This window comes from Vibrio sp. FF145 (assembly GCF_041439075.1).
GTDB lineage: Bacteria > Pseudomonadota > Gammaproteobacteria > Enterobacterales > Vibrionaceae > Vibrio > Vibrio tasmaniensis_A.
Genome location: NZ_JBGONH010000056.1, coordinates 1 through 24,662, shown reverse-complemented (window position 1 = coordinate 24,662; position 24,662 = coordinate 1). Strand labels below are relative to the sequence as shown.

The 24,662-nt window shown below is 44.1% G+C and carries 19 protein-coding genes and 1 pseudogene; 7 read left to right on the top strand and 13 right to left on the bottom strand.

Annotated elements, in window-relative coordinates; genetic code table 11:
- Positions 1–379: 379 nt before the first annotated feature.
- Positions 380–1,312, top strand: a complete 933-nt coding sequence (locus tag ACED42_RS18150; RefSeq protein ID WP_041473204.1) for a LysR family transcriptional regulator — start codon at positions 380–382, stop codon at positions 1,310–1,312.
- The gene (locus ACED42_RS18145) at positions 1,312–1,695 is read left to right on the top strand and encodes a VOC family protein (RefSeq protein ID WP_231904363.1); all 384 of its coding nucleotides are present in this window, start codon (positions 1,312–1,314) and stop codon (positions 1,693–1,695) included. Before ACED42_RS18150 ends, ACED42_RS18145 begins: the two co-directional genes overlap by 1 nt.
- A 130-nt stretch (positions 1,696–1,825) precedes the next feature.
- Here ACED42_RS18145 and ACED42_RS18140 read toward each other — a convergent pair whose 3' ends face one another.
- The 4 genes and pseudogenes from ACED42_RS18140 to ACED42_RS18125 all read right to left on the bottom strand — a co-directional run bounded on the left by ACED42_RS18140 (position 1,826) and on the right by ACED42_RS18125 (position 5,370).
- Positions 1,826–3,319: a PepSY-associated TM helix domain-containing protein gene (locus ACED42_RS18140; RefSeq protein ID WP_371703641.1), complete on the bottom strand. Its 1,494-nt coding sequence runs from the start codon at positions 3,317–3,319 to the stop codon at positions 1,826–1,828.
- A gap of 111 nt (positions 3,320–3,430) precedes the next feature.
- Positions 3,431–3,781 (bottom strand): hypothetical protein, encoded by a 351-nt coding sequence (locus ACED42_RS18135; RefSeq protein WP_017103905.1) that lies wholly within the window; start codon positions 3,779–3,781, stop codon positions 3,431–3,433.
- Between the two features lie 326 nt (positions 3,782–4,107).
- Positions 4,108–4,503, bottom strand: a complete 396-nt coding sequence (locus tag ACED42_RS18130) for a cytochrome b562 (protein WP_371703639.1) — start codon at positions 4,501–4,503, stop codon at positions 4,108–4,110.
- A 182-nt stretch (positions 4,504–4,685) separates the two neighbouring features.
- A pseudogene (locus tag ACED42_RS18125) lies at positions 4,686–5,370 on the bottom strand (phosphatase).
- Between the two features lie 278 nt (positions 5,371–5,648).
- On the opposite strand from ACED42_RS18125, the gene ACED42_RS18120 reads away from it, so the two are divergent.
- A complete protein-coding gene (locus ACED42_RS18120; RefSeq protein ID WP_371703637.1) occupies positions 5,649–8,672 on the top strand; it encodes an HD domain-containing phosphohydrolase in 3,024 nt (1,007 codons plus the stop codon).
- Between the two features lie 30 nt (positions 8,673–8,702).
- Here the strand turns inward: ACED42_RS18120 and ACED42_RS18115 are convergent, their stop codons facing one another.
- Positions 8,703–9,731: a DMT family transporter gene (locus ACED42_RS18115; RefSeq protein ID WP_269334725.1), complete on the bottom strand. Its 1,029-nt coding sequence runs from the start codon at positions 9,729–9,731 to the stop codon at positions 8,703–8,705.
- A 91-nt stretch (positions 9,732–9,822) separates the two neighbouring features.
- Here ACED42_RS18115 and ACED42_RS18110 point away from each other — a divergent pair, with 91 nt between their 5' ends.
- The gene (locus tag ACED42_RS18110) at positions 9,823–10,737 is read left to right on the top strand and encodes a LysR substrate-binding domain-containing protein (RefSeq protein ID WP_017100645.1); all 915 of its coding nucleotides are present in this window, start codon (positions 9,823–9,825) and stop codon (positions 10,735–10,737) included.
- A gap of 87 nt (positions 10,738–10,824) precedes the next feature.
- The gene (locus tag ACED42_RS18105; RefSeq protein WP_004730185.1) at positions 10,825–11,145 is read left to right on the top strand and encodes a heavy metal-binding domain-containing protein; all 321 of its coding nucleotides are present in this window, start codon (positions 10,825–10,827) and stop codon (positions 11,143–11,145) included.
- A gap of 100 nt (positions 11,146–11,245) precedes the next feature.
- Here ACED42_RS18105 and ACED42_RS18100 read toward each other — a convergent pair whose 3' ends face one another.
- The 7 genes from ACED42_RS18100 to ACED42_RS18070 all read right to left on the bottom strand — a co-directional run bounded on the left by ACED42_RS18100 (position 11,246) and on the right by ACED42_RS18070 (position 21,057).
- The gene (locus ACED42_RS18100) at positions 11,246–12,502 is read right to left on the bottom strand and encodes a peptidoglycan DD-metalloendopeptidase family protein (RefSeq protein WP_371703634.1); all 1,257 of its coding nucleotides are present in this window, start codon (positions 12,500–12,502) and stop codon (positions 11,246–11,248) included.
- A gap of 147 nt (positions 12,503–12,649) precedes the next feature.
- Positions 12,650–13,489, bottom strand: coding sequence for a tetratricopeptide repeat protein (locus tag ACED42_RS18095; RefSeq protein ID WP_371703633.1), 840 nt, complete (start codon positions 13,487–13,489; stop codon positions 12,650–12,652).
- Between the two features lie 119 nt (positions 13,490–13,608).
- Positions 13,609–15,387: an ABC transporter ATP-binding protein gene (locus tag ACED42_RS18090; RefSeq protein ID WP_371703631.1), complete on the bottom strand. Its 1,779-nt coding sequence runs from the start codon at positions 15,385–15,387 to the stop codon at positions 13,609–13,611.
- Positions 15,381–17,144, bottom strand: coding sequence for an ABC transporter ATP-binding protein (locus tag ACED42_RS18085; protein WP_371703629.1), 1,764 nt, complete (start codon positions 17,142–17,144; stop codon positions 15,381–15,383). Before ACED42_RS18085 ends, ACED42_RS18090 begins: the two co-directional genes overlap by 7 nt.
- A 226-nt stretch (positions 17,145–17,370) precedes the next feature.
- Entirely contained in the window at positions 17,371–17,904 is a 534-nt protein-coding gene (locus tag ACED42_RS18080; protein WP_371703628.1) for a hypothetical protein, read from the bottom strand.
- A gap of 12 nt (positions 17,905–17,916) precedes the next feature.
- Complete coding sequence (locus ACED42_RS18075; RefSeq protein ID WP_371703626.1) at positions 17,917–20,034, bottom strand: LruC domain-containing protein; 2,118 nt, start codon at positions 20,032–20,034, stop codon at positions 17,917–17,919.
- Between the two features lie 504 nt (positions 20,035–20,538).
- Positions 20,539–21,057 (bottom strand): NUDIX hydrolase, encoded by a 519-nt coding sequence (locus ACED42_RS18070; RefSeq protein ID WP_371703624.1) that lies wholly within the window; start codon positions 21,055–21,057, stop codon positions 20,539–20,541.
- Between the two features lie 370 nt (positions 21,058–21,427).
- Here ACED42_RS18070 and ACED42_RS18065 point away from each other — a divergent pair, with 370 nt between their 5' ends.
- Entirely contained in the window at positions 21,428–21,682 is a 255-nt protein-coding gene (locus ACED42_RS18065) for a DUF333 domain-containing protein (protein ID WP_009845615.1), read from the top strand.
- A gap of 211 nt (positions 21,683–21,893) precedes the next feature.
- On the opposite strand, the gene ACED42_RS18060 is transcribed toward ACED42_RS18065, so the two are convergent.
- Positions 21,894–22,772, bottom strand: coding sequence for a YdcF family protein (locus ACED42_RS18060; RefSeq protein WP_371703622.1), 879 nt, complete (start codon positions 22,770–22,772; stop codon positions 21,894–21,896).
- A gap of 375 nt (positions 22,773–23,147) precedes the next feature.
- Between ACED42_RS18060 and ACED42_RS18055 the strand changes: the two genes are divergently transcribed.
- Positions 23,148–24,518 carry an L-serine ammonia-lyase gene (locus ACED42_RS18055; protein ID WP_017100653.1) on the top strand — a complete coding sequence of 457 codons (1,371 nt, stop codon included), beginning with the start codon at positions 23,148–23,150 and terminating at the stop codon, positions 24,516–24,518.
- The last annotated feature ends 144 nt before the right edge of the window (positions 24,519–24,662 follow it).

Sequence of the window (24,662 nt, the reverse complement as noted above, 5' to 3'; positions counted from 1 at the left end):
CTATTCTAGTTGAACATCCCCTTCTCGATTATCCCTTTAGTTGGAAAAACATTAATGAATCACAGGCAAGAATAATGGTTCATCCCAGTGACACAGGGCACATAAACGCGTCTTACCTGCTCTTTTTAACGTCAAGTCCCCTTCCGTTTGTGTCTAATTTCACTTTCATATCAGATCTCTATTTTTCATCTCAGAACGATATGGTGATGATTATCCGCTTCTCTTAGAATGTGCATCAGCAGCTCCGCTATACAGATGAAAACCGATGAGATGAAAAGCAAAACACGCCAAGTAATTAATGAAATTGATTCACAAATCAAAGTAAATCACTCACAATTGTCAATAAGCTCACCGTTGCAACTAGCCCAACTGGATACTTATGATAAACCCAAAACTGATCGCCCTACTTCCAGATCTTGCCTCCTTTATTTTGGTGGTTAACGAGGGGAGCTTTACCGCCGCAGCAAAGCAGCTAGGCGTGACGCCTTCAGCGTTGAGTAAATTGATCACACGTCTAGAAAAAGCACTCTCAGTAAAGCTGTTTGAACGTACCACTCGTACATTGATCATCACGCAAGCAGGCCAGTTGGTATACGACCAAAGCGTGGTCATGATTAATGCGGCGCAACAAGCGGTTGAGCTGTCTACCTCTGACCATACTGAACCTGCAGGCTCTATTACAGTAGCGGCACCAGAAGCCTTCTTGAACTCGGTATTGCAGCCTTTCGTTGTTCCATTCTTAAATCAGTATCCAGAGATTCAACTCAAGCTAAGGGCGGCTGATGGCGACATCGACATATTGCGCCAAGGCATCGACATTGCCTTTCGCCTTACCGACAAACCTGACGAGAGTTTGGTATTGAAAGAGCTCGGAAAAACAAACCTCGTGTTATGTGCGAGCCCCGACTATTTAGATGCTAAAGGAACCCCTCACCACCCTACCGAGCTGTCTGAGCACGACTGCTTATACCTTGCAGAAACAGATAAAGACCACATTTGGGACTTCCTTAAAGATGATGAGTTTTACACAGTACCCGTCAGCGGACGTTACGCTGTGAACCACTCTCAGATGCGATTGAAAGGCGTTAAAGAAGGGCTTGGCGTGGGTATTTTCCATGACTTCGTGATCCAAGATGCATTGGCTGAAGGTTCTGTAGTGCAAGTACTGGAAGATTGGACCATCAAGAGTAATTACCATGGCGCTATCGCGATGCAGTTTGCTCAAACCAAGTACATGCCCGCTCGATTACGTGTATTCATTGATTACGCGATGGAACACTTGGGTGACAAACTGGCAGGAGAAATAAACTGATGCTGAAAGGAATACACCACGCCGCCATTATTTGCTCAGACTACGAAGTCTCTAAACGTTTTTATACGGAAGTTTTAAAGCTTGAAGTGATTGCGGAGAATTATCGTGAAGCACGTCAGTCGTATAAGCTCGACTTGGCACTGCCTAATGGCGCTCAAATAGAATTATTCAGCTTCCCTGACGCACCTGAAAGACCAAGCTTTCCGGAAGCTCAAGGGCTGAGACATTTGGCCTTTTGTGTTGATGACGTTCAACATGTCAAAAGCTACTTGGGAGAACAAGGCATTGAAGTCGAACCGATTCGAGTTGATGAGTTTACGGGGAAATCATTTACGTTTTTCGCAGACCCAGACGGCCTGCCGCTAGAGCTGTATCAGATCTAAAGCTGTATCAGATCTAAAGCTTTATCAAATCTAGAGCGGTATCAAGTCTAAAGTCTTTCTCACAAAAGACGCGATCATCTGATTAATAAAACGGACCTTCTCAAGTAGAGAAAGCCCGTTTGCATGTCAATTAACTCAACGCGGTTTTGAATCTCTCAACGCGTGAAAACAGTAACCAATCCAATAGCATTGCTGTCACGATAGTTGCACCCGCGAGTGGAAACAGTATCGAAATAATAACCACAGTCACTAAGCCTGCTTTCCAAAAACCAGCATCGCCAAACTTCGGTGGCGTTCCCAACTTTCTTTGGCCTGAAGGTCTGCGTATCCACCACATTACTCCACCAGTCACTGACACCACAATGAACGCCAAACAGAACAACGCATTTAGAAGCTTATTAATGATGCTGATGTCACCTTGATGCAGAGAAATACCGACGGCTAAGGTTTTGGCGAATAAATTGTAATCTTGCCACGTCACCTCTCCTAGAATACGGCCTGAGTATTGGTCTAGATGAGTAGTTCGATCTTCCCTAGGGTCAATAATGTCGCCGCCCATAGTATTGGCCGTGATGGTGTAGACACCCGTTTCAGTACGAGGGAAGTTAATTCGATAGTAAGTAAAGCCGAGTTCATTCGCTTTTTGAACCACTTGCTCAAGCGGAATGCTTTCTCCAGAAGCGATATGGTGACTGTGTTCGTCACTCATTGAAGAGTGATCGTGCGACTCTGGAAGCGGAGTTTGCTCTAAGTTCCAAGGGTATTCCTCTTCCGAGCCGTGATTTAACGAGCCGTGTGTTTGCTGAGACAAAGGGACATCATCCCACATCTGAGCTGGGAAACTACTCCAAGCCTGAACCATCTTACCGCCCCAAAAGCCTGCCCAAGCAAGCCCAGACAATAAGAACATCAGCAACACTAAAGACAGAGTACCACCAAGGTTTGCATGCAGGTCACGCATAAAAATGCGAGATCCAGAAGAAATGCGGATCTTCAAAAAGCCTGCTTTTGTGGCATTGTCGCGCGGCAACCATAGATAAATACCACTCACTAATAGCAAAATAGATAAGCTGGTCGCTACTTCAATCAGGTAATCTCCCCAATCCCCTAACAGTAGAGTGCCATGAATGTCGTTCGCCAGCTGATACCAACTATCACTGCGAGGGATTTCACTGATCACTTGACCAGTATTGGGGTTCACGGTTGCAAATACTGACCGACCATCGACCAAGTTCACAGAGAAGCGGTTAGGTAAATCTGTAGATCTAGCGGTAATAAATTGAGTCGCTATTCCTTCTGGATATCGCGATTTAACGGCGGCGAGCTGGTCTTTAATTGGGATGATGCCGCTTGAGCTCACACCACTCTGCATCACTAGTGCTTCTGGGTATAGAGCGGTCTCAAGTTCATCATCAAACAGCATCACCAAACCAGTAATACTCAACATCAACATAAATGGGATAACGAATAGCCCGGCATAGAAGTGCCAGCGCCAAGTGAGGAAGTAGAGAGTTTTATTGCGGTCTTTGCTTTTTATATTGGTTTCCGAACCAGTTGTTGCACTGCTTGTAGACTGCGAAGTTGCTTGTGCTTTCGCAGATCTTTGAGATTCATTTCTCAACATTATTATTTCCTTTGACACACGCAAACATACCTTCTGAAAAATCAGAAAGTAATCTGAGCATGTTTAACTTTACTTAATACTTTATTTTTTAATTATTTTAGTGGGTTAGGTTTAAGCAATATCAAAGGGAGGGCCGCGCGGGGCTTGTCTCGTGTAGCGTTCGCTTAGAGCCAAAAAAGCGTAGCTGTCTGAGACAATAGAACTCAGTCGAGTTGTCAGTAGTGTAGTTGGAAGTTCGTCTTGGTGAAACGTGGAAAAATGGCTAAAGGGACACGGCTTTCCTTTGTGAGTATTAGGTTCACCTTCTTCAATTTGAACCAGTTCAAAGCCATTGACCGTACATAACGACGCCCATACTCCCACACTATTACCATGAGCATTGATAACAGGCATTAATGTCACCAGCACCCAGCTTAATGCTGTAGCAAGTAACATGGAGAAGTTGAACGAAGTTCGGCGCATTATTCCAAATCTTTATAAATTTCCCTTATTATGAGGGACTTGGAATATAGGTAAACGTAAAGATTAACAGCAAGTTAAAAAATTGAAGCTAACGCACACTCTTTTTAGTTAAAAACTGGTTACAACCAAAGAGCCAAAAGAATGTTACGCGTCTATTAGCAGTAAAATGTCTAGAAAAATAGCAGTAAACTGTTTAGAGAAACGACAATAAAAAACGCCGCCTTACACCTTCCCCTAAAGAGGGTAATGTAAGACAGCGTTTTAGAAATCGAATCTTGAGGTTTTGCTCTTTGTTACGTATCTAGCAAACTCAATTGATTAGAAAATTAACCGAAGATCTTGCTCCAAATGCTTGGATTACGCTTCTCATGGTACTCTTCACGAAGGCCGTCAATAGTACGAAGTTCCTGCTGTGCCGACTCTAAGTCACCTTGGCCTAGCTTCTGCTCAATGCTATCCAATGATGCACTGATCTTTTTGAAACCTTCCATGAAGTTATCTTCTTTCTCTATTGGGTAAACACCCGTTTTGAGCTCTGCCACTAGCGTATCTAAACGAACGATAGGCTTTTGCATCTCTTCAATGCTTTGAGCTTCTGCCGCTTGTTTGAACGCAAGCTTCATTTCTTGCATGTTTTTCTTAAGGTCAACATTAGCAAATGCGTTGCCAGACAATACTGAAGCAGCGATTAAGCCAGATAAAAGGATTGAGCGAGTTTTCATTATTTCTCCAAGTGAAGCGGTGTCTTTGAAGTTAGAGCCATCATTATTGTACTGTGGCACTTCGACTTTATTATTTTCGGTTAGTGTATACAAAAATCCGTCGGGCACAAAAATTGATTGTGTCGAAATGCAAACTAGCTAGCTAACCAATGACTAAAAAGTATAAAGTACCGGACAAACCATCACTCAAATACCGAAAACTCGGCAATCGATTGACGACCACGTAATACCAAAAAGGCTAGGAATTGCTGTGGTGAATGGGTAATCACTTTACTCGAATCCACGCCCACCTCACCAAGTAGTGAAGACACGAGATCCAATCCACCCACATCTATGCAGAAATGCGCATCGCTACCTGTCGTAATAAACGCACCTTTCGCTTTAGCAATTCTTGCGATCTCGTAACAACGATCAACACTGCCAACGCGGCTATTGCCTTTAAGCGTGGTGTTATTAATTTGGGTTGCCTAAATGACCAAGTGCATCAACACGACCGCCTTTAATCACATTCAACAATGCTTCTGTATGAGTAGCAACATCCGACGGGCGAAAAACGGGCTCGTGGAAGCTGGCAATCACCCAATCTAGATTCTTATCCACACTCGGATGAATGTCGATTTCACCCTGTGTGTTCATGATGTTTGACTCGACACCTCGAATAATAGCGACATCTTCAATAAAACGAGGGAGCACACGTTGGTTACTGAAAAACCAATAGTGTGGCGCGCCCGGCATAGACTCGGAATGGTCGGTCGTACAAAACATAGCTAAACCGTTTTGTTTTGCCGATTTTGCATTCTCGATCAACGTGCTGTAAGCATGACCACTTGCGTATGTGTGGGTGTGGGTGTCTACTTTTAGTTCCATGAATCAATGCCCTCTTCGCTCGGTCAAAAAACGTGCTTAAGAAATGAGTGCTTAATAGCAACAATTCGACCAGTTTATCAGTTGAAAGTGACAATTAGCACCCAAACATAAAGGTTTATTAGGTATTCATTTACACGACACGGGAATACGTGGCTACCAGAAGACGCTAACGCTTTTCTTATCTAAGTAAAATCGATCATACTCGGTAATTACGCCAATTTTTTGCAACCTACCCAAGTTCGTCAATACTTAAACCAGTCTACAAACTGGAGTGTTAGATGAGAAGAAGACGATATCCGCTGAGTATCCACATCACTAGCCTTTTCTTAATTTTGACCACTCTTGTCGGTACCGTACTGATTTCGATAAGTTATCGGCACTCTCAAGAACTGCTTTTAGGCACCGTGCGCGAAGTCAGTAATGAACATCGCGATAAGCTGGAATCGGTATTTAAACAAGCTATTGCCCCAGTCATCACAACCTTAAACGTGATGGCAGTGAGCCCGTTTGTTGCTCATCAAACCTCCTCCGTCGAAAAAGAATCTTGGCTTGCTTCGGTCGATATCATCTTCAAACAAAATACCAATTTAGTTGCTCTGTTCTATGGCTCTGAAGATGGCGATTTCCGAATCTTTCGTCCTCTGAGTTCCATTAAACAGAGAGCCGACAACAACGCTCCCGCGAAAGCGACCATGATGGTCAGCAGCACCAATCTAGATGGTGAAAACTTTATTACCTTTCTCGATGGCGCACACCAAGTGATCAGTACCCGACAAGCCGAGAGTAAGTTCAACCCCACGACTCGACCTTGGTTTCGTAACGCAAAGCCTGACGGCTCAATACAACTCTCTGAGCCCTACCTGTTCTATTTCTTGCAAACCAATGGCATCACGCTTTCTAGACGTTCTTTGGATGGCAAGCATGTCGTTGGTGCCGACTTCACGTTGAAATCTCTCTCTTCCCAGATCAGTGAATTGGCCTACTCTCCACAAACCCGACTCGCTCTGTTCGATCAACATTTCAATCTTCTCGGCCAACATCAACTTGATCTATCGATTCCCAAGCTTACCTCCCAGCCTAACGACACAAGTAAAACTGAGAAAACGAATAACCAAACGACGGGGAAACTCTCTGGTAGTGAGCAAGACCAAAGCTTCTTTAATGTGCCCAAACGTGAACAGATGGAAGCATTGAAAGCATCCGTCATAGCACCACTTATCTCCGACGAGGAGAAATTAAACCTCAACCTAAAAAACGTTGAGTACAACCTAAACACGTGGGCATTAACACTAACGCCTGTTGAGCTCACTCAGAATGTCACTTTATATTTGGCAGAGGCTACGCCACACAATGAGTTGCTCTCTGATCTTATCTCGATGCGTGACAAGCAAGTCGCCGTCGCGATTGGGATGTTGTTCATCTGCTTCGCTATCGTATGGTTTGTCGCTAATCGTTTGTCTCAGCCGCTTAATACGCTGATGCAACTCACCGACAACATCGCACGATTTGACTTCAGGCGAACTCATTATCCCAAAAGCATGATTCAAGAAGTGGCTAACCTCGCCCACTCAATTGAGCTGATGGAACACACACTTCATGATCTTATTACGCTACTTCGCGACACGGCAGGTAATCAGGAATTTTCGATCTTAGCTAAGAATATTGCTCATCAAAGCTATTTAATTACCAAAGCAGAAACCATCGTCCTCTTCACTCAATCAAAAGAGAAAGATGTGTTTGATACGGCCGCGAACCTCGCTATTTTGCCCTTTAAGGCCGACATCAACGACTTCATCAAGCACACCCCTTGGTTGCTGTGCCAGCTTAAATCTGGAGAAACCATCCACTTAAACCGAGAAGACAATGTTCTCAACTATTACCAAGATTCGATCTTCAATTCAGATCTGTACCTGTTTCCACTATTAAACCGTGAGAAGTTGTTGGTGGGTATCGTCGCAATTGGCTATGAAAGACCGATTACCAAGATGCAGGCAGACAAGCACGCCTTCTTACGAGAACTGCTCAGTTTTGCGGAAATAGCCAAAGATAACATTGACCAAATGCAGCAACAAAAAGACATGCTTAACGCCTTTATCGAGTTGATTGCATCAGCGATTGATACCAAATCACCTTACACGGGCGGGCACTGCCAACGAGTGCCTGAACTGACCAAATGGCTGACTCAAGCAACCATTGATGATGATCGTTATTACCCGCAATTCTCATTGGATAGTAAACAGTGGGAAGAGTTAATGCTCGCCGCTTGGCTTCATGACTGCGGCAAGGTAACCACACCTGAGTATGTCGTAGACAAAGCGACAAAACTTGAAACCATTTACGACCGAATCCACGAAGTGCGAATGCGTTTCGAACTGTTAAAACAACAGGCTGAAACCGACTACTGGAAAGCCATAGCGAACGGAGCGCTTCAAGAGGATCAGCTTAAGATCCTCGAACAAAGCTTGTCAGAATTGGATGAAGAATTTGCCTTCGTTGCTGAATGCAATCTTGGTGGAGAGTCGATGACGGACGAACAACTAGAACGCTTAGACCGAATAGCCAAGCGCCAATGGAAACGCACACTCGACGATCAGCTAGGGTTATCTTGGTCTGAAAAAGAGAGATTCAATGCACAACAAGACACGACAGAGAAGAGTGAAGCTGAACCAGCAAGAAAAGACCAAATACTACCGGTTATGGAGCCGCTACTTGCCGATAAACCCGAACATAAAATACCTTGGGATAATGGCTTTAACCCAGCCAACGTGTGGCAAGAAGCGTTTGTACTCAAACCTGGTGAAGTCAAGTACAACCAAGGTGAATTGCACAATTTGAAAGTACGTCGCGGTACCTTAAACGACGAAGAACGCTTCATGATAAACGACCATATCATTCAAACCTTCACCATGCTCAACAAGCTACCTTATCCATCTTATCTCAAGAACATTCCTGACATTGCCAGCGGACACCACGAACGTATCGATGGCAAGGGTTACCCGAGAGGCTTAAGCGAAGACCAGTTACCTTTGCCGTCTAGAGCGATGGCCATTGCCGATGTATTCGAAGCGCTCACCTCCAGTGATCGCCCATATAAGAAAGGCAAACTCCTAAGCGAATCACTCAATATCATGACCGACATGGCCACCAGCGGTCATATCGATCCAAAACTGTATTTGCTGTTATTAGAAAACAAAATCTATGACAAATACGCTGAGCGATTCCTAGAGACTAAACAGCGTTGCGAGATTGAACCAAACGAACACATCGACCGAGTAAAAGAGTACATTCGTTCATTGTTCTAGGCTTTTGTCTGTAATCTTCAGCCTCAATGTTTAGCTTTTAACGGCAGAGTCCAAAACCGCAGCATCTGCTCCAGTCACTACAGCCACAGCGGTTCTCGGTGTTTGCTTGGCTTTTGCTTTGCTGTATTTTTTAGCTAATAGAGTATTGGTTATGCTCGCCACGACGATCAAATTGATGCCGATTAACTGCTGAGTTGAAAATACATCATCAAAGAACAAGCTCTGCCATAACGCGCTGAACAGCATATTAGTAAAAATTAGGGGAGCCAACTGAGAACCGCTGTCTGCCAACTTGTACGCTTTCGAGCGGAAGATTTGCGTGTTAATAGTAAATAGAGCCAATCCAAAAGCGCCAAGCCCAATCCAGCGTAGGCCTTCAAAAGATAGCAGAGCCGATAAGGTTCCATTGCCCGCAGCACTCTCAAGCGCATCTGGAGCCGCAGAGACTGAAGTAAACACAACCATTGGTATCACAATGATTGCCGCGACCAAGAACGTCCACGCGTTAAGCTCTGCGGGTGTCAGGCTAGTCTTGGACGCTCGATACAAACTCACTTGTGACCCCGAATTAAACACACCCGCCAATAATCCTAGCAACAACGCTGGCCTAAAGAACTCTGAGCCAAATTCAAACTGAGACCAATCCCCAGCCATCATCACTACGCCGACAAAGGTGACAACTAAACAAATCACTGTGGTTGTATGAATCTTGGTTCCAAACATTAATTTTTCTAACAAAGGAATGAACAGAGGGCCAGTGCTGAACAACACCACACCTTCAACCAGCGTTAGGGTCTGTAGAGACGTTAGGAAACACCACTGGCATGCCACCATAAAAATCGCACGCATCACTAAAGGTTTCCACATATCGAGTGAAGGTTTCGTGATTTTGTAAAACATCAAAAATAGGAATAAAAACAGACTGGGTAACAAAAAACGCACGAAACTCAATAATGAAACGGGCATTGATACCGATAGATACTTGGCCATTAAGCCACTTAAAGACAAACTGAACGTCGACAACAACATGAAAGCCGTCGCCTTGGTAATATCAGACATAATTATCACCTCCTATGACAGTTATTTTAGAGGCGTGACGTGATGAAAAATAGCGAGTATTATTAACCACAACTGTAAGGAAAGCTTACCAATGAAGAAACTCGTTCCACTTAAATCCGTTTATGCTTTCATTGCTGTCGCCGAAACAGGCAGCATGACCGAAGCCGCTCGCGTGTTGTACGTCAGTCATTCAGCGGTAAGCCAAGCGATAAAATCATTAGAGCAACTGGTCAATAAGCCGCTGTTCCAACGTGTGGGTCGTCGTGTTGTTCTCAATGCCGCAGGTAAGCGATATTATCGAAAAGTCGCACCCGCACTGGAACAAGTAATAGAAGCCACAGAAGAACTCGCCAAAACGCCTAACGACCACCGCATCACCCTCAACATGGTGAACTCACTCGCCATGCACTGGTGGATCCCGCGAGTCTCGGAATTCCAAAGCTTTGCCCCCTCTCTTGATATTCGTATATCCACGCTAACGGGCACTTTCGACATAGAACAAGAAGGTGTGGACATCGCGCTGGTGCACGGTAAACCGAGCGAGTGGGACCGATATTACAGCGAAAAGCTCGGTGACGATGATCTGGTATTGGTGTGCAGCCCAGCACTATTGAAAAACCAAATGGGATTAAGCGTTGAACAACTGGTGAAACAAAACCCAACCATTGGTGTCTTCAACCCAAGAAGACAGCATGACTGGCAAGTGTGGTGCGATCATTACCAAATACCCATGCCGACGTTCCACAGTAACTTGACGTTCGATGTCTCGATTCAAGCCGTACAGGCTGCCATTCGTTCGCTTGGTGTATTAGTCACTCACCGCTTGTTTGTGAAAGATGACATCAGCCATGGCATGTTGGTCGAAATTAGTGAGCCAGTGGCTAACCCCCATCAAGATTTCTATTTCGTTTGTCCAAAAAACAAATTAAAACAAGAAAGTGTGCTAAAACTGAGAACATGGTTGAGGCATGAATTCACACGCTCAGAGACAAAACTCAGCAAGTAACTAATCATCAAGTAACTAATCAACTAGTAACTAATCAACTAGTAACAACTCATCTAGTAACCAACCATCTAACTTACAGAGGCCACTATGATTATTACCACCACACAATCTGTCGAAGGCAAACGCATTGTCGATTACAAAGGGGTTATTGCCGGAGAAGCCATCCTAGGGGTTAACGTATTCAAGGATATGTTTTCAGGTATTCGCGACTTCGTCGGTGGACGTTCTGGCACCTATGAAAAGGAACTGGAGAAAGCACGTAACTACGCATTCAAAGAGCTAGAGCAGAAAGCGATTGAAGCGGGTGCAAACGCAGTGGTTGGTGTCGATATCGATTATGAAGTCTTAGGAACAGGTAATGGCATGTTGATGGTATCAGCCAGCGGCACAGCGGTTGTTGTCGCTTAACCGAATCTGAAATTACGTGATTCAATAAATGCTTATTCCAACGTTCGGTTTGTTTATCACCAGAAGGTTGGAATAAGGATAAGCCGTGGCTGAAGTGAATTTAACTCGTTCTGCCTTCTTGCTCAGAGATGATCTCATCAAAAGAGGCAATTCGAGCGAGGAACGCCCCCTTGTCTTTCGGTAATATAGAGCTTGCCAAAGGCAGGTCAGCCTTCATCGCGTCGACCGCCCTTCCACGTACCAACACTTCAAAATGTAAGTGAGGCCCTGTTAAACGGCCTGTTGCACCCGACAACGCAATTTCCTGCCCACGCTTAATCTGTTGCCCTTTCTTAACCAAGAATCGACTCAAATGCAGATAACGAGTTTTGTAAACACTGTTATGTTCTATCACTATGTATTTCCCTGCGTATGGATGGTCACGAAGTGCCACAACCCTACCGTCTCCCGTTGAATAAACGGGTGAACCCACAGGTGTGGCGAAATCAGTACCATTATGCGGCGATACACGTCCAGTCACAGGATGCTTTCGGAATGGGTTGAATGATGAAGTGATTCTTCGGAATTGTTTGTCTATTGGGTATCGATTGAAAGCTTGCTCAAGGCTATTCCCTTCTCGGTCATAGAAACGTCCATCCGCAGCAAGAAAAGCCGCCACTTCCCTATTTCGTAGCTTGATAGAGACCCCTTGCACTTCAGTCTTACCCGTTAAGTGGTCTTCCATGTATTGCTCTTTAACCAAAACATTAAAGCTGTCGCCAGCTCTGAGATCTTTGGAGAAGTTAATTTTATCTTTCAGCGTTCGAGTGATATTGGCTATCTGGGCACTGGTTAAACCGGCCTTGTAAGCTGACGTGGAAAAACTACCCTGCACCGCACCTGCGTACAGCTTTTCTTTCCATTCCCCAGGAGTCTCGATGAACTGATAACTAAAACTACCGTCATCATTTTCTGTGTAAATAGCCTGCTCAACCAAGCTCTCATGGTAAATCAATTCGACTAGCTGCTTAGAGTCACTATCCAACAACAACTCTAGATGATCACCAGGCTTGATCGTGTCCAGTTTCAGTGATTCTAGATCGGCCTCAAGTATCTTTTGAGCCGTTCCGTAAGGGAGTTTCCAAGAGGTAAATACATTACTGAGTGTATCCCCAACTTTGACAAAATAATGAACTCTTACCAGAGAACTTGACTCAACGTCTGAACTCGATGGCTTCTCATCAGCCGAAACCACACCTTGGTAAGGTGTAATTTTGATAGCGATGTCTTCTGGTGGTTCAGGAGAAAGAGAAAGATATAAAGCAAGTGAAAATGCGCTGATAGCAGTCACTATCAGGCCAGTGCGGAGGAACTTCATAAAAATACTTAACGGTTATCACAATGAACTTTTCAAATGTTATAACATAACAATTAATTCAATAAAATAAGCGAAATGTAAGAAACCGTTCCGTAAAAATGATTAAAAGCATAGTAAGCGTACGAAGCTCACCATGCCATTAAATAATTACTCTTCACAAAGCGCTTCAAAACGATCTAAGCCGCGTAGCATCTCAAAATCTGGCTCTTCAGCTAGCAACTCTCGCATTGAGCCACTGGCTTCGATAGAGCGCTCTAAGTCGTCGATTGCCTCACCTTCAGCACCTAATCTTGCATACGAACAAGCTCGTTGGTACAAGGCATGGGCATTTTGATCATCCACTTCCAATACACGATTACATAAGCTCATTGCCCAGTGGTATTCCTGCATGTCCATTGCGGCATCAGCTTTATAAGTGAGCGCCTCTAAATCACCAGGGCGGACTTTTAAGATCTCATCGTAAATCTCAATTTTTTGCTCGGCGGTTTGAGCATTTTGCGCTCTCAACCATAAGTTGTGTATTTCATTGATGACTTCGATTTCTCGGTTGTTCTCTGAGATGATTCGAGTCTTACGCTTTAGATCCCTTTCAAGTACATTAAATTTCTTTTCGTACTCTTGAGCGATAGAATTCAATCGCTGGTCAGCCATTTCTTTGGTTGTGTGCTTGAGTTCTTTAAGCGATTGCCACCCAACTAATGCGATAAGTGAAGCGACACCCGCAATAATGTAGAAAAAATAGGTTACAGTCACGTTGGCGTAATTCAGCGATTTGTCCGCCACAGCGAGCTCACGGTCGGTCATCTGAATAGTCAAACGTCTTTCAAGATCTTGTTGGTCCATTCTTAGCTGCTTCAATTCATCCAAGATATAGCGTTCCATCAACGGTCGATCTAAATAGTCCAATTCTGAGTACTCAACCTCTTCGCTTGCAAAACTCATCGTGCTGAACACCGAGATAACTGCAATCAATAAGATTCGAAGCATTATACATTCCTTATATGTTTAATATTTAGGCTAACTGTATCTTGTAATAGTCATACAAGCTAGGAAGTCGACAAGTTTGGCTTATTCGTATTAGTTAATAGTTATTTATAGCTCGATAGTCACTCACTTCTACAATCGATTCCTCCAACCACGGACTCTTCCAACAATCCTGCATAAATTCCATTGTGTGCTATCAGCTGTCGATGGTTACCTTGTTCAACAATTTCACCCTTTTCCAACACAAGAATTGTGTCTGAGTGACGAACGGTACTCAAACGGTGTGCAATCGCAATCACGGTTTTTTCCTTAAACAGACGCTGCATTGCTTTTTGAATCAGGTCTTCGGTGATTGAATCCACCGAGCTAGTTGCTTCATCAAGCATCATCAGTTGTCCACCTTGTGCAACCGCTCTAGCGAACGAAATAAGCTGCGTTTGCCCCACAGATAGGTTGGATCCGTTCTTTTCTAAATGGAAGTCATAGCTTTGTGGCAATTGTTCAATAAACTTATCGGCGTACACATAGCGTGCTGCTTGTTCAACCTCAGTTCTAGATAGATGCGTTTTACCCAGCGCGATATTGAATTGGATTGTCTCTTCAAACAAGTGCACATCTTGCATCATCATTGAGAACAAATGAGCAGAGTCTTCACTTGAAACCTGTGACAGCTCTATTCCATTCAACAAAATGCTGCCTTCATAGTCTTGGTAGGTTTTATAGATCAGACGCAGAACCGTCGACTTACCCGACCCCGTCGAACCTACAAGCGCGATTTGATGCCCTTTCTCCAATACAAACGAGACATTCTTTAGAACATAGGGAGAGTCGTCTTTGTAACGGAAGCTCACGCTCTTAAACTCTAGGCTCACAAACTGTTCGAGCTGTTTTTCAACCTTGCTCGATAGCAACAGGTTGCGCCCTTCTTCTTCAGTCGGCTCAACAAACAGCTCTTCAATATGGTCAAACGCTGCAAATGAACTCTGAATCGAAGCAATCTGCGAAGTAAAGTCACGGATCGGAACAAACACTTTTTCTAAGGTGTTGATGAACGCAATTAGCACACCCAAGGTGAGTGCCCCTTCTATCACTTGCTCAGATCCATACCAGATCATAATTGCGATGGTGATAGAGGTGATGCCAGAGATAAACGAGAACAAAATCGCATCGTATTTATTTATCTTTTTCTGCGCTCTTAAAAACTCATCGGTATAGCCTTGGTAACGCTGTTCTACTTGCTCTTCCGCTCGGTACATCTGAACGGTTTTCATACCAAATAAGACTTCTTGTAAAAAGCCAATACCGCGAGCGAGCGAAGAACGAGTCACCTTGTACAGTTCACGAAGTCGGTTTCTCACATACACCGTCAAATACATCACCGGCGGCATAATGATCAATACAATCATCGTTAACTGCCAATCAATGAAGAACATCATCACCAACAGAGCAATGGTATTGATACTGTCTTTAACTAGCCCCACAACCGACTGAACAAACGTCTCGCCAATGGTTTCCAAGTCACTGGTCAATCGTGAGAGCGTTACCCCAATCGGTGTGTTATCAAAATAGCTGCGCGGCAGTTTAAGCACACGAGCAAACAACACTGAGCGCATGTCGGTTATCGTGTACTGCCCCGTTTTACGTAGGTTGTACGAATAGGTGGTATCCACCACATAGCTCGCCACCAGCACAGCAACTAGATAGAAGACATATTCGAGCAGTCCATCCATATCACCATGACTTAAATGAACATCGATCACTTGAATGATCAGCCAAGGAAACAATAGGCTTGTAATGACAGAGAGCGGAAGCATAGCAATGCCCAGAATCGCAGAGCGTTTGTATTTCTTAGCAAACTTAAAAAAGTGCTTGAGGTACTTGAGATCAACACCTTTTAACATGCTGCTGCCTCCGTTTCATTCTGCTGTAACTGCCATGTATCGTAATAGTAATCGCACGTTTTCAATAACGTCGCGTGGTCGCCCTTCGCAATCACCTTACCTTCGTTCAACACGATAATTTCATCCATAGATTCAAGGGCATTAACACGGTGTGAAACCACAAGTACCGATTGATTTTCCAAGCGCTTAAACAAGCCCTCTAAAATCTTACGTTCTGTTTCATAGTCGACAGCCGATAGAACGTTGTCCATGATGATCAGGTCGGTGGGTTGCAATAAAGATCGCGCAATGCTCAAGCGCTGTTTCTGACCACCCGACAACATGATCCCTTTCTCACCGACTAAGGTTTGGTCGCCATGCTCAAAACGTGTAACGTCATTGGCTAACTGACTCAGTTCTAAAACCTCATCAACCTGACTCTTTGCCAAGTCAGTATCTAAGCTACCGAAGCGGATATTGTCTTCGACGGTTGCAGAAAACAGATAAGGGTCTTGCGTCACGGTTTTCACGTAACGGCGCAAATCACTGCGCGAGAAGCTAGTGACATCTCTTTCGCCAAGAAAAACCGAACCTTCTGGTACATCCAAGTGATGGTTCAAGCAATTCACTAATGTCGTTTTACCCGCTCCGATTCCGCCTAGCACACCCACTTTCTTACCTGCTGGAATGTCAAAGCTGATGTCATCGAGAATCAGACGCTCTTCACCTGAATAGCTGAAGCTGAGGTTGCGAATAGAAAACGTTTTTCCCTTCAGAGATTCAACATCTAACTCAGTGAGCTTATCTTCATCAAGGTCTGGAACTTTGGCATTAAGAATGGTTTGTACACTTTGAATACCCACCATGCCACGCTGATAAATGGTCGCGATTCTGCCAAGCTGCATCAATGGCATAGCGAGCAAAACCGAGTAAGTCAGAAAGGCAGTAATCTCACCGAGGGTTAGCTCTTGTCTCATTAACATGTAGCCACCGAGCCCAAGAATGATGATTTTCATCAGGTCATTGGCGTAGTCGAGTACTGGCATAAAGAAGACTTGAATACGTGTAATTTTAAGGCGGCATTCAAGTAATAACTGATTCAGCTTTTCAGTTTCAGCTTTCACCCAAGGTGACATCTGCTGGCTCTTAATCAAATCAATCCCAGACAGGTAACTCATTAGCTGAGCAGACAGGTTTTGCAGACGTTTCATGTGCTCTAAATGCAGCGTTTTCATACGCTTGAAGCCCACCCGAAAAATCACAAAAGCGATTGAGATAGGAATAATCGAATACAGTGTGAGTTCTGGCGATATACGCCACATATAAAGAGGTGTCAGCGATAACGCGAGTAACGCATTGAAGAACTGAAGAAACCCCACACCAAACATCAGTCGGATGCCGCTAAGGTCATTATTCATGATTGAAATTAGCCGACCAGATGCAAAACGTTCATGAAAGCTGCTCGGTAAGCGATTCAGCTTTTGTAGAAGTGTACTCTTTAGTGCTGCTTCTGTAATTCGCCCCGGATTAAGCGCATAGATACGAGACAGAATTCTCACCACCACCATGGCAACCGACATACCGACCACAATCCAAACATAGGTTTGAAGCTGCTGATGGCCCGTTGTTGAAGCATCCTCAATAAGATCGATGGCAAGTTGGATATAACGAGGTATCTCTACCTGTAACCAGTTAACGAGAAAAATGAACACAATCGCCAGTAAGTACGAGGTGCGATTCATGCGCAAATAGTGGGCAACAAACTGTCTTTTATTCATAGTCTTCTTTGTTTAGGGCAGGCTCACCGAGTTTTGGTGATTTCGTAAAGCTAGAAACGAGCGTCACTTAAGTAAAGATACACCTAAAACACCAGATTGATAATATCACTCCATTCATTTTATACAGGTTATCTCAGGTCTCGATGTTAGAAAAATTCACAACAAAAGCACCTAAAACAACGTTACCGCCGAAATAGCGGTAACGTTGTTTGGTAGAAGATAAAGATTAAAGAATCACGTCTACATTATCGTCCTCAATGTTTACAAGGAGTTTCACTTCGCTTCCCATTGCCGACGGATACCAGACTTCAACCCACACTTTATCAACATGATTGGGTAAAAGGAGAGTTGTAGAGAACTCAATATCTTGATTGATTGGGCTCCTCAGCACTTGTGAGGTGTAATCGACAACATCACCATTGAATTCTGTATAAATACTCATAAAACCTCGAGAACTTTGCGAGCTTGCTACGTCAACGTTTACAGACACTTCTCTCTCCGTAGAAAAATCAAAACCTTCCGGTATAGATAACTCAGATGATTTAATAGACTGCGGTATCACTACTGGAGCAGGTGTCACCACGTTATTGCTACCAACGGTCGAATTACTCGGAGGAGTGACGGGGACCGGAGCCGTAGTATTGCTCGGAGGAGCAACAGTACTTGGAGATGAAGCGGTACTATCACCTCCACCTCCGCCGCCACAAGCTGAAAGGAATACAAAGCCTACACCACTCAAAATTAGTTTGATTGTTTTCATAAATCCTCCTGATTAATCTTCCGTTGACCAAGTTTTGTTGGCGTTAGGGTTTTGGTACCACGTTGGTTTTGAAGCACCGCCTGATGTAGCCCACTCAGCAAACTCGGGGTACACCTCACTAACATCAATGTATTCTGATGGATGATTCCAAGATGATGAAATTAAGATACCCCAAGGCATGTTTTGTGTCGTTCGGTAGTATTTATCACTAGACGGGTCTGAATCATCTTGTGCAATACCATAGAAATCACTCACTAACGTGCCACGCGACGTTGGTGGGAAGTCCGCAGTATGGATTTCTAAGTCTTTCCCCGGCGATGTAGAGAAACTGTCACCATGGTAATAACCCGCTCCCGCACCAAAGATGAATGGGTCGAAGCCACTTAATGGCATCAGTGAACTCGCTGTGGGCTCGCTTCCAGAAGCAAACGGCAGAGAAATACTGAACGTCATTTGGTCAGCTTCTAAAGTCGGACTACAAGAAGGGTTAGTGCGGTGGAACATACACTCACCGTTAATCGGCAGATCATTTTTTAGGTTCAACGACGCGACAACGACGAGGTCTCCTCCTGGCGATGCAACGCTTTTGTCTTCACCCGTAAACGGCGAAATATTTACCCGAGTCGCGCCATTCTTTTGCACTCGAGCCGTTTGAAGATCGACATCTGACTCATCGAAGCCATCAAGCTTCCATCCTAGTCCATTACCATAAGAAGCACCGTAGGCCATTATGGTTCCCGTAATATCCATTCGAAGCACTGCGTCCTCTTTACTTAAAATGGTGGTGCGGTAGTAAACCACAACGTCATTTAAGTCGAAGTCACCAACTTCTGGCCAATTATCTTCGAAGGCCGCAGTATAGTAATTCGAATGTTGAACCATTGTGCCAGGATCCGTAACGTTAAACACGTAGTCCTCAACTTCACCATCACCAACACCAACATAACCGTCACTCGGAATGTTAGGGCTACTCGCTAAACGGAATCGAGTTTGTACGCTCCCAACGACAGCATCATCACCCACTCGAATTGGGACGACTTGGCTTCCATCTACAACAGAATGATTTTTTAATATCTGCTCGTCATCCTCAAAAGATCCATTCATATCCCAGTCAGCCCAAGCTTGCAGATAACCACTCCCCACAACGTTGACATTAATTAAACTGTCTAAGCCGACTTCAAGATTCGTCAACAGTGCAATTCCGTCATCATCATTTCCGCCAACATCCAAATCATCGCCGTTGGATGATGCACCAGGTTGGCCATCTGTATCGGCATCAACACTAGCACCTAAGTACAGTGTGGAAGATATCGCATGCTCAGCACCGTTACTCGCCTGCAACGTTCCATAACTATCAGGAGCGTCACCAAAATCAGATTCATCTGAACTTTCTATTGGCGTAGTAAATCCAGATAAGTCCCAGTTACCGTCAAATGCCGAGAAAATCGGGTTGGGGAAACTACTGCTACTGCTCGTAACCGTTTCAAATTGTAGAGTTACAATCGAGGTATTCTTGTAGGTGAATTTTACAGCACCGGAAGTGTCGGTTTCCGAATAGTTCGTACCTGGCCCGGTGAATAGAACCGACGTTCCATCGGCACTCTCTTCCGCCGTCAAACTCGCGCTAGCACTACCAAGTTGATAACTGTAGAAACCTTCACTTTTAAACACTCTTACTTGCTCCGACTGCACGGGTTCGCCATCAATGTCATAGCCAATCATGTCAAATTCGGGAAGTGTATAAGGCACTGAGAACGTACCTGAGAGTCCATCCGTACCATCATAAAATTCAAAGGTATAGGTTAGACCTGCAGAGCCCGCAGAGTTAGTTTGATAGAGAAAACCAATATCTCCTGAGGGTTGTGTTGCACCAACTTTGTAGTTAGGAGCATGAAACAAAAATGTCGCATCACCGAACACACTACTAGACACTTTGGCATCTATTGTTTTTCCATCATGTGTACCAACGTTGAGGAAGTGCATCGAAGATCCATCATAGGTTGGCCCAGCCCAGGAACTGCTGCCGTTCGTCGCCTCTACATGATTTGAAAAGTCCAAATCTACCGTCGTTGCATAGACAGGGGCACTGGCAACGGCCGTCATAAGATAAATAACTTGCTTGTATTTCATAGTAAACCTCGACTTCTTCTTCGCATGAGCGATTTCCTTGAAAAGTGTGTGAACTCTGAACGGCAAGTTAAAGAAGCGTCTCAGTTAACTCTGAAACAAACTATTCGCATCTTTGTTTATTATGTTGGTGCCGATAAAGCGAGCTGCTTAATACAAAGAAGCAAAAGAGAAGCCAAGTTTCCGATCGTTTCAAAACCACCGTATAACATTGAAAAATAAGACTTATTTTTCCACATTGAAATTACAGTCAGAATGAAACGGTCTTTTCTTCAAAATAAGAATCAATTTGATGAGAGGTTAGTCAACTTGAAAGTCTGTTAGATAAAGAAACGTTCTATGCTGGTTGGAAACGGATAGGTTGTTTACGGACTGGAGGCGTTTTGCTTAAAACTCAAATTACGATGGGTTAGCTCAACTAAAGGAGGGAGGAATTATTGTTGGTTCATGGTGAACAAAACTGTTTAAAACATTCTACTTTTAAACAGTTTTGATTTATCAAAAGGGTTACAGCATTTCCTTTGCGATTAGATGCAGCAAAAAGGTTTCCCGCTCAATGCTCATGCCCTTTTTAGGGCTCTCGGCCATAGTCTTCTCGTTATGAGCAATTGCGTCATGAATGTTAATCCACACAGGTCTCATCCCATTTTTCACTTCGTAGTCTTCGTAAGCTGTCTCGCCAAGCTCACGATCAATCTTGCATGAGTAGCAGTAAGAAATCATGTGCATTATATCCGCGTCATCTTTATACCAAGGACGAAACTCTTCAAAAATGCCGAACGGTTTAATACTGTGAATGTTCTTCGCACCCGTTTCTTCTTCAAGCTCACGGACCATACCTGCGATCACATCTTCACCGTCATCCAAACCACCACCAGGAATGGTGTAGTCGTGATAACGCTCTGTATAAAGCATCAAAATGTCTTCGCCATCTAACACAATCGCACGTGCAGCATTGCGCTTATATACCGTCTTATTGTCTAGGTGATCGATATCAGGGTGAATAGTGGTTTTTAGGTGTCTCATGATTCTGACTGCTCTACTGAATTTGGCGGCATCATATCATAATCATCAATGGATTCGACGTTCTCCGTCCCCTGAAAGAACACATAACCTCTGCTTTTGATCGCTGTTCCCCCACTGCTATCTAGTAGAAATAACCATCAAGTAGCACCTTATTGACGGAGGCCGTTCCTGTTAGAGCACCAGCTATGCCAGCATGATCAAACACTCAAAAATCCGTTAAAAATAGCGAAATATCAACCTATTTCAATATCTTGACCAAATTAGAACAACCTTTTCTGAAATCTAAAATATACTAGTTTCATAGAGCGTCTAATCTGGTTCTGTAGAACTTAACGCATTCGATTATAGAGTTATCACGTAGGAGATAAACATGAAGAAAATTGGTTTGATGGCTGTATTTGCCGTTGTGTTGGGCGGTTGTGCAAACGACTATGCAGAATATAGCGAAGGCCAACGTGTTTCAGTGGCTAACCCAGCTGCGGTTTATTGTGTTCAACAAGATGGTGAATTAGACACCGTAACTGAAAACAATCAACGCACTACTTATTGTGTATTTGATGACGGTGAACGTATCGAACAGTGGGAATACTACCGCAACAACCATGAGCAAAAAGAAGAAAGCTAAGCTGCGACATCGTGAGCTGTTGACGTCACACCTATACACGACGTTACCCCTTCACGAATGCCACCTAATCAAATCACATGACATTAGGTAAACTGTTCGCTATCGAGCGGTCGGTTTACCTTACTATACACATCAACTTTAGATACACATCAACTTTGTACACACATCACCTTTGGGCTACCTACCTGTATTACTAATATTGGTGTTTTCGCTATCTCCACCAGCGATATGTGTGATCTGATTCTGGATCTAAATAACGATTCAATAAAGTCAGGTTAGTATCGAGCAATGCTAGGTACTCCCGAACTTTTTCTATGTCGATTCCGACTGGGGTATTTTGGATGCAGGTCTCCAACACTGGAAGCAAGCTTTCTACGATATCAAAATGAGATGAACGCCCGACTAACTCCTTTGCCGCTAACAAGGCTTCCAAAGACAACCTTTCTGGCTCTCGTCTTACTGAATCCAAATCCCTCTTAAATGCACCCACAGAGACACCTTCAAGATAGACTCGGTAGGTCGTCAGAGCATCCATTAACAGAAACAATTGCCCTTGCTCTGTTTGATGAGGGTATGGCACTGCGACATGAGCCTCTCGCTGAGGATCTATTTGTAGTTCCACTCCAAGTGCAGAGCACTTCTCGACCAAAACCTTAAGCAAACCTTGCTCGTCCATCAGCGATTGAATCTCGAAGATACGTTGTAAGTGGTAGTCATTAGAAACGAACGTCACCGTCACACTCTGCCCGCGTGTAAACAGCCCACTTTCAATCATCTCTGAGGCCAAGTTTTGAATGTTCTCAACCGTATTTGTCGAATGCTGCTCAAGTAAAACCGCCCCTATGGGAAACGGATACTCACGTTGATTTTCAAGCTTTCGAAAATACTCGTGCATCACATCGGCTTCAGAAACGGTTTGGCCTTGTGTCACCCCACCACAGAACGCCACAGCCGTTTGCTGGTTCGACTCTTCAGCCAAAGGCCCCGACAGATACTCAACTAAAGCATCAACTCGACTGATTCCTTCATTAGTCAATTTATTCTCATTAAGTCGCTTACCTAGCACAATAAGGAGGTGAATAATGCTCATTTTATGTTCAAGTCTCGTTTTAGTGATTAGATGGAGTGAATTATGTATACAATACTTATTAACAAAAGTATTTTGAAATTCTTACATGTTGCTCTCAATAATGCTCACTATTGATAGCAACATCTCGGGTCATACAAGAATAGACGTGTCGCTTTAAAGCAAACATAGCACGCTCTTGTATTTCATCGCTCTATGCTTGTTAACACGAGTTTCAATAAAAGAGACCTTTAAAGCAAAGAGCCAGCTCAATCGAATAACTGTTTCAGCCAAAGAACTGCTTCACCCAAAGAACAGGTTCACTCAAAGAAGTGGAACTAACGAAATACAAATTTTACACAGAGTTCGTTCATCGAACCGTCTTCACAGGAAGTTACTATGCTGTCTATTTTTGATATCTACAAAATTGGGGTTGGACCGTCCAGCTCCCACACAAATGGACCAATGATCGCTGGGTTTAACTTTACCCAAAAAATTGATGCTCAGCTTACACAAGTAGAGCGTATTCAAATCGACTTATACGGCTCGTTATCATTAACGGGTATTGGTCACCATACAGACAGAGCAACCTTATTAGGTTTACTCGGCAACCGCCCCGACACCATTAAAATTACCAGTGCTAACAAAGCAATGCGTAAAGCAATTGAAGATAAGTCTCTACTGGTTAGCGGTAACCATGAAATTCACTTCGACGTAGAAAGCGACTTGCTGTTCCATAAAACCAACCTTCCGCTGCATGAAAATGGCATGACCATCTCTGCTTTTGACGCAAGCGGTAGTCTTTTAGAGATGGAAACATATTACTCAATTGGTGGTGGCTTTATCGCAACCGCTGATGAGCTACAAAATGGCAAGCAAGAAGCGAAAACGCAAGTTGAGTTCCCTTTTACTTCTGCTGACCAGCTACTTGAATTATCAGAGCAACAAGGACTTAGCCTTGGAGGCTTAATCCTGCGTAATGAAGTGTCTTTCCAAGGTATGGATGCGATTGACCAGAAAGCCGACCAAATCTGGAAGGTGATGTCTCTGTGCATGCAGCGAGGCTTCGACACCGAAGGCATCCTTGATGGCGGTCTTGAAGTGACGCGTCGAGCCCCTGCTCTTTTGAAAAAGCTTGAGGCCAATGCTTCGATTGAAAACGATCCAATGGAGATCATGGATTGGATTAACCTATTTGCCTTTGCTGTGAGTGAAGAAAACGCTGCGGGCGGACAAGTCGTAACATCGCCAACTAACGGAGCGGCTGGCGTTATCCCTGCGGTACTAATGTACTACCACCGCTTCATCAAAGAGCTAGACACCAAGCAGTTGAAAGACTTTTTAGCAGTCTCTGGCGCTATTGGCATCTTGTACAAAACCAACGCTTCGATTTCTGGTGCAGAAGTGGGTTGTCAGGGCGAAGTTGGCGTGTCTTCATCAATGGCAGCAGCAGGCTTAACCGCCCTACGCGGTGGTAGCAACGAGCAAATCTGTATTGCAGCTGAAATCGCTATGGAACACTCACTAGGCATGACATGTGATCCGATCGGTGGTCTTGTTCAGGTGCCATGTATCGAGCGCAATGCAATGGGCGCAATGAAAGCCATCAACGCATCACGTATGGCGCTGAAACGCACCAGTAAGTGTCTTATCTCGTTAGACAAGGTTATCGCAACCATGTACCAAACAGGTAAAGACATGAACAAAAAGTACCGTGAAACGTCCTTAGGTGGCTTGGCCGTGATCCACATGGCTCCTCCTTGTGAATAACCGCTAAGAACACGAGTCGAGAAAGCCGCTGTAGAGACGGCATTCTCGTAAACGTCGTTTTCGATACCCAAACATAGCCAGCCACCAAGCTGGCTTTTTTATGGTTCATCGCGGATTAGCGGGAACTTAAAACAAAAACGGTAG

What these genes read in the sequence shown, in the direction of transcription:
- ACED42_RS18140 (WP_371703641.1), bottom strand. Translation starts at nt 3,319, where the DNA reads ATGTTGAGAAATGAATCTCAAAGATCTGCGAAAGCACAAGCAACTTCG.
- ACED42_RS18150 (WP_041473204.1), top strand. Translation starts at nt 380, where the DNA reads ATGATAAACCCAAAACTGATCGCCCTACTTCCAGATCTTGCCTCCTTT.
- ACED42_RS18110 (WP_017100645.1), top strand. Translation starts at nt 9,823, where the DNA reads ATGAAGAAACTCGTTCCACTTAAATCCGTTTATGCTTTCATTGCTGTC.
- ACED42_RS18115 (WP_269334725.1), bottom strand. Translation starts at nt 9,731, where the DNA reads ATGTCTGATATTACCAAGGCGACGGCTTTCATGTTGTTGTCGACGTTC.
- ACED42_RS18080 (WP_371703628.1), bottom strand. Translation starts at nt 17,904, where the DNA reads ATGAAAACAATCAAACTAATTTTGAGTGGTGTAGGCTTTGTATTCCTT.
- ACED42_RS18105 (WP_004730185.1), top strand. Translation starts at nt 10,825, where the DNA reads ATGATTATTACCACCACACAATCTGTCGAAGGCAAACGCATTGTCGAT.
- ACED42_RS18055 (WP_017100653.1), top strand. Translation starts at nt 23,148, where the DNA reads ATGCTGTCTATTTTTGATATCTACAAAATTGGGGTTGGACCGTCCAGC.
- ACED42_RS18065 (WP_009845615.1), top strand. Translation starts at nt 21,428, where the DNA reads ATGAAGAAAATTGGTTTGATGGCTGTATTTGCCGTTGTGTTGGGCGGT.
- ACED42_RS18070 (WP_371703624.1), bottom strand. Translation starts at nt 21,057, where the DNA reads ATGAGACACCTAAAAACCACTATTCACCCTGATATCGATCACCTAGAC.
- ACED42_RS18060 (WP_371703622.1), bottom strand. Translation starts at nt 22,772, where the DNA reads ATGAGCATTATTCACCTCCTTATTGTGCTAGGTAAGCGACTTAATGAG.
- ACED42_RS18085 (WP_371703629.1), bottom strand. Translation starts at nt 17,144, where the DNA reads ATGAATAAAAGACAGTTTGTTGCCCACTATTTGCGCATGAATCGCACC.
- ACED42_RS18100 (WP_371703634.1), bottom strand. Translation starts at nt 12,502, where the DNA reads ATGAAGTTCCTCCGCACTGGCCTGATAGTGACTGCTATCAGCGCATTT.
- ACED42_RS18075 (WP_371703626.1), bottom strand. Translation starts at nt 20,034, where the DNA reads ATGAAATACAAGCAAGTTATTTATCTTATGACGGCCGTTGCCAGTGCC.
- ACED42_RS18135 (WP_017103905.1), bottom strand. Translation starts at nt 3,781, where the DNA reads ATGCGCCGAACTTCGTTCAACTTCTCCATGTTACTTGCTACAGCATTA.
- ACED42_RS18090 (WP_371703631.1), bottom strand. Translation starts at nt 15,387, where the DNA reads ATGTTAAAAGGTGTTGATCTCAAGTACCTCAAGCACTTTTTTAAGTTT.
- ACED42_RS18145 (WP_231904363.1), top strand. Translation starts at nt 1,312, where the DNA reads ATGCTGAAAGGAATACACCACGCCGCCATTATTTGCTCAGACTACGAA.
- ACED42_RS18095 (WP_371703633.1), bottom strand. Translation starts at nt 13,489, where the DNA reads ATGCTTCGAATCTTATTGATTGCAGTTATCTCGGTGTTCAGCACGATG.
- ACED42_RS18120 (WP_371703637.1), top strand. Translation starts at nt 5,649, where the DNA reads ATGAGAAGAAGACGATATCCGCTGAGTATCCACATCACTAGCCTTTTC.
- ACED42_RS18130 (WP_371703639.1), bottom strand. Translation starts at nt 4,503, where the DNA reads ATGAAAACTCGCTCAATCCTTTTATCTGGCTTAATCGCTGCTTCAGTA.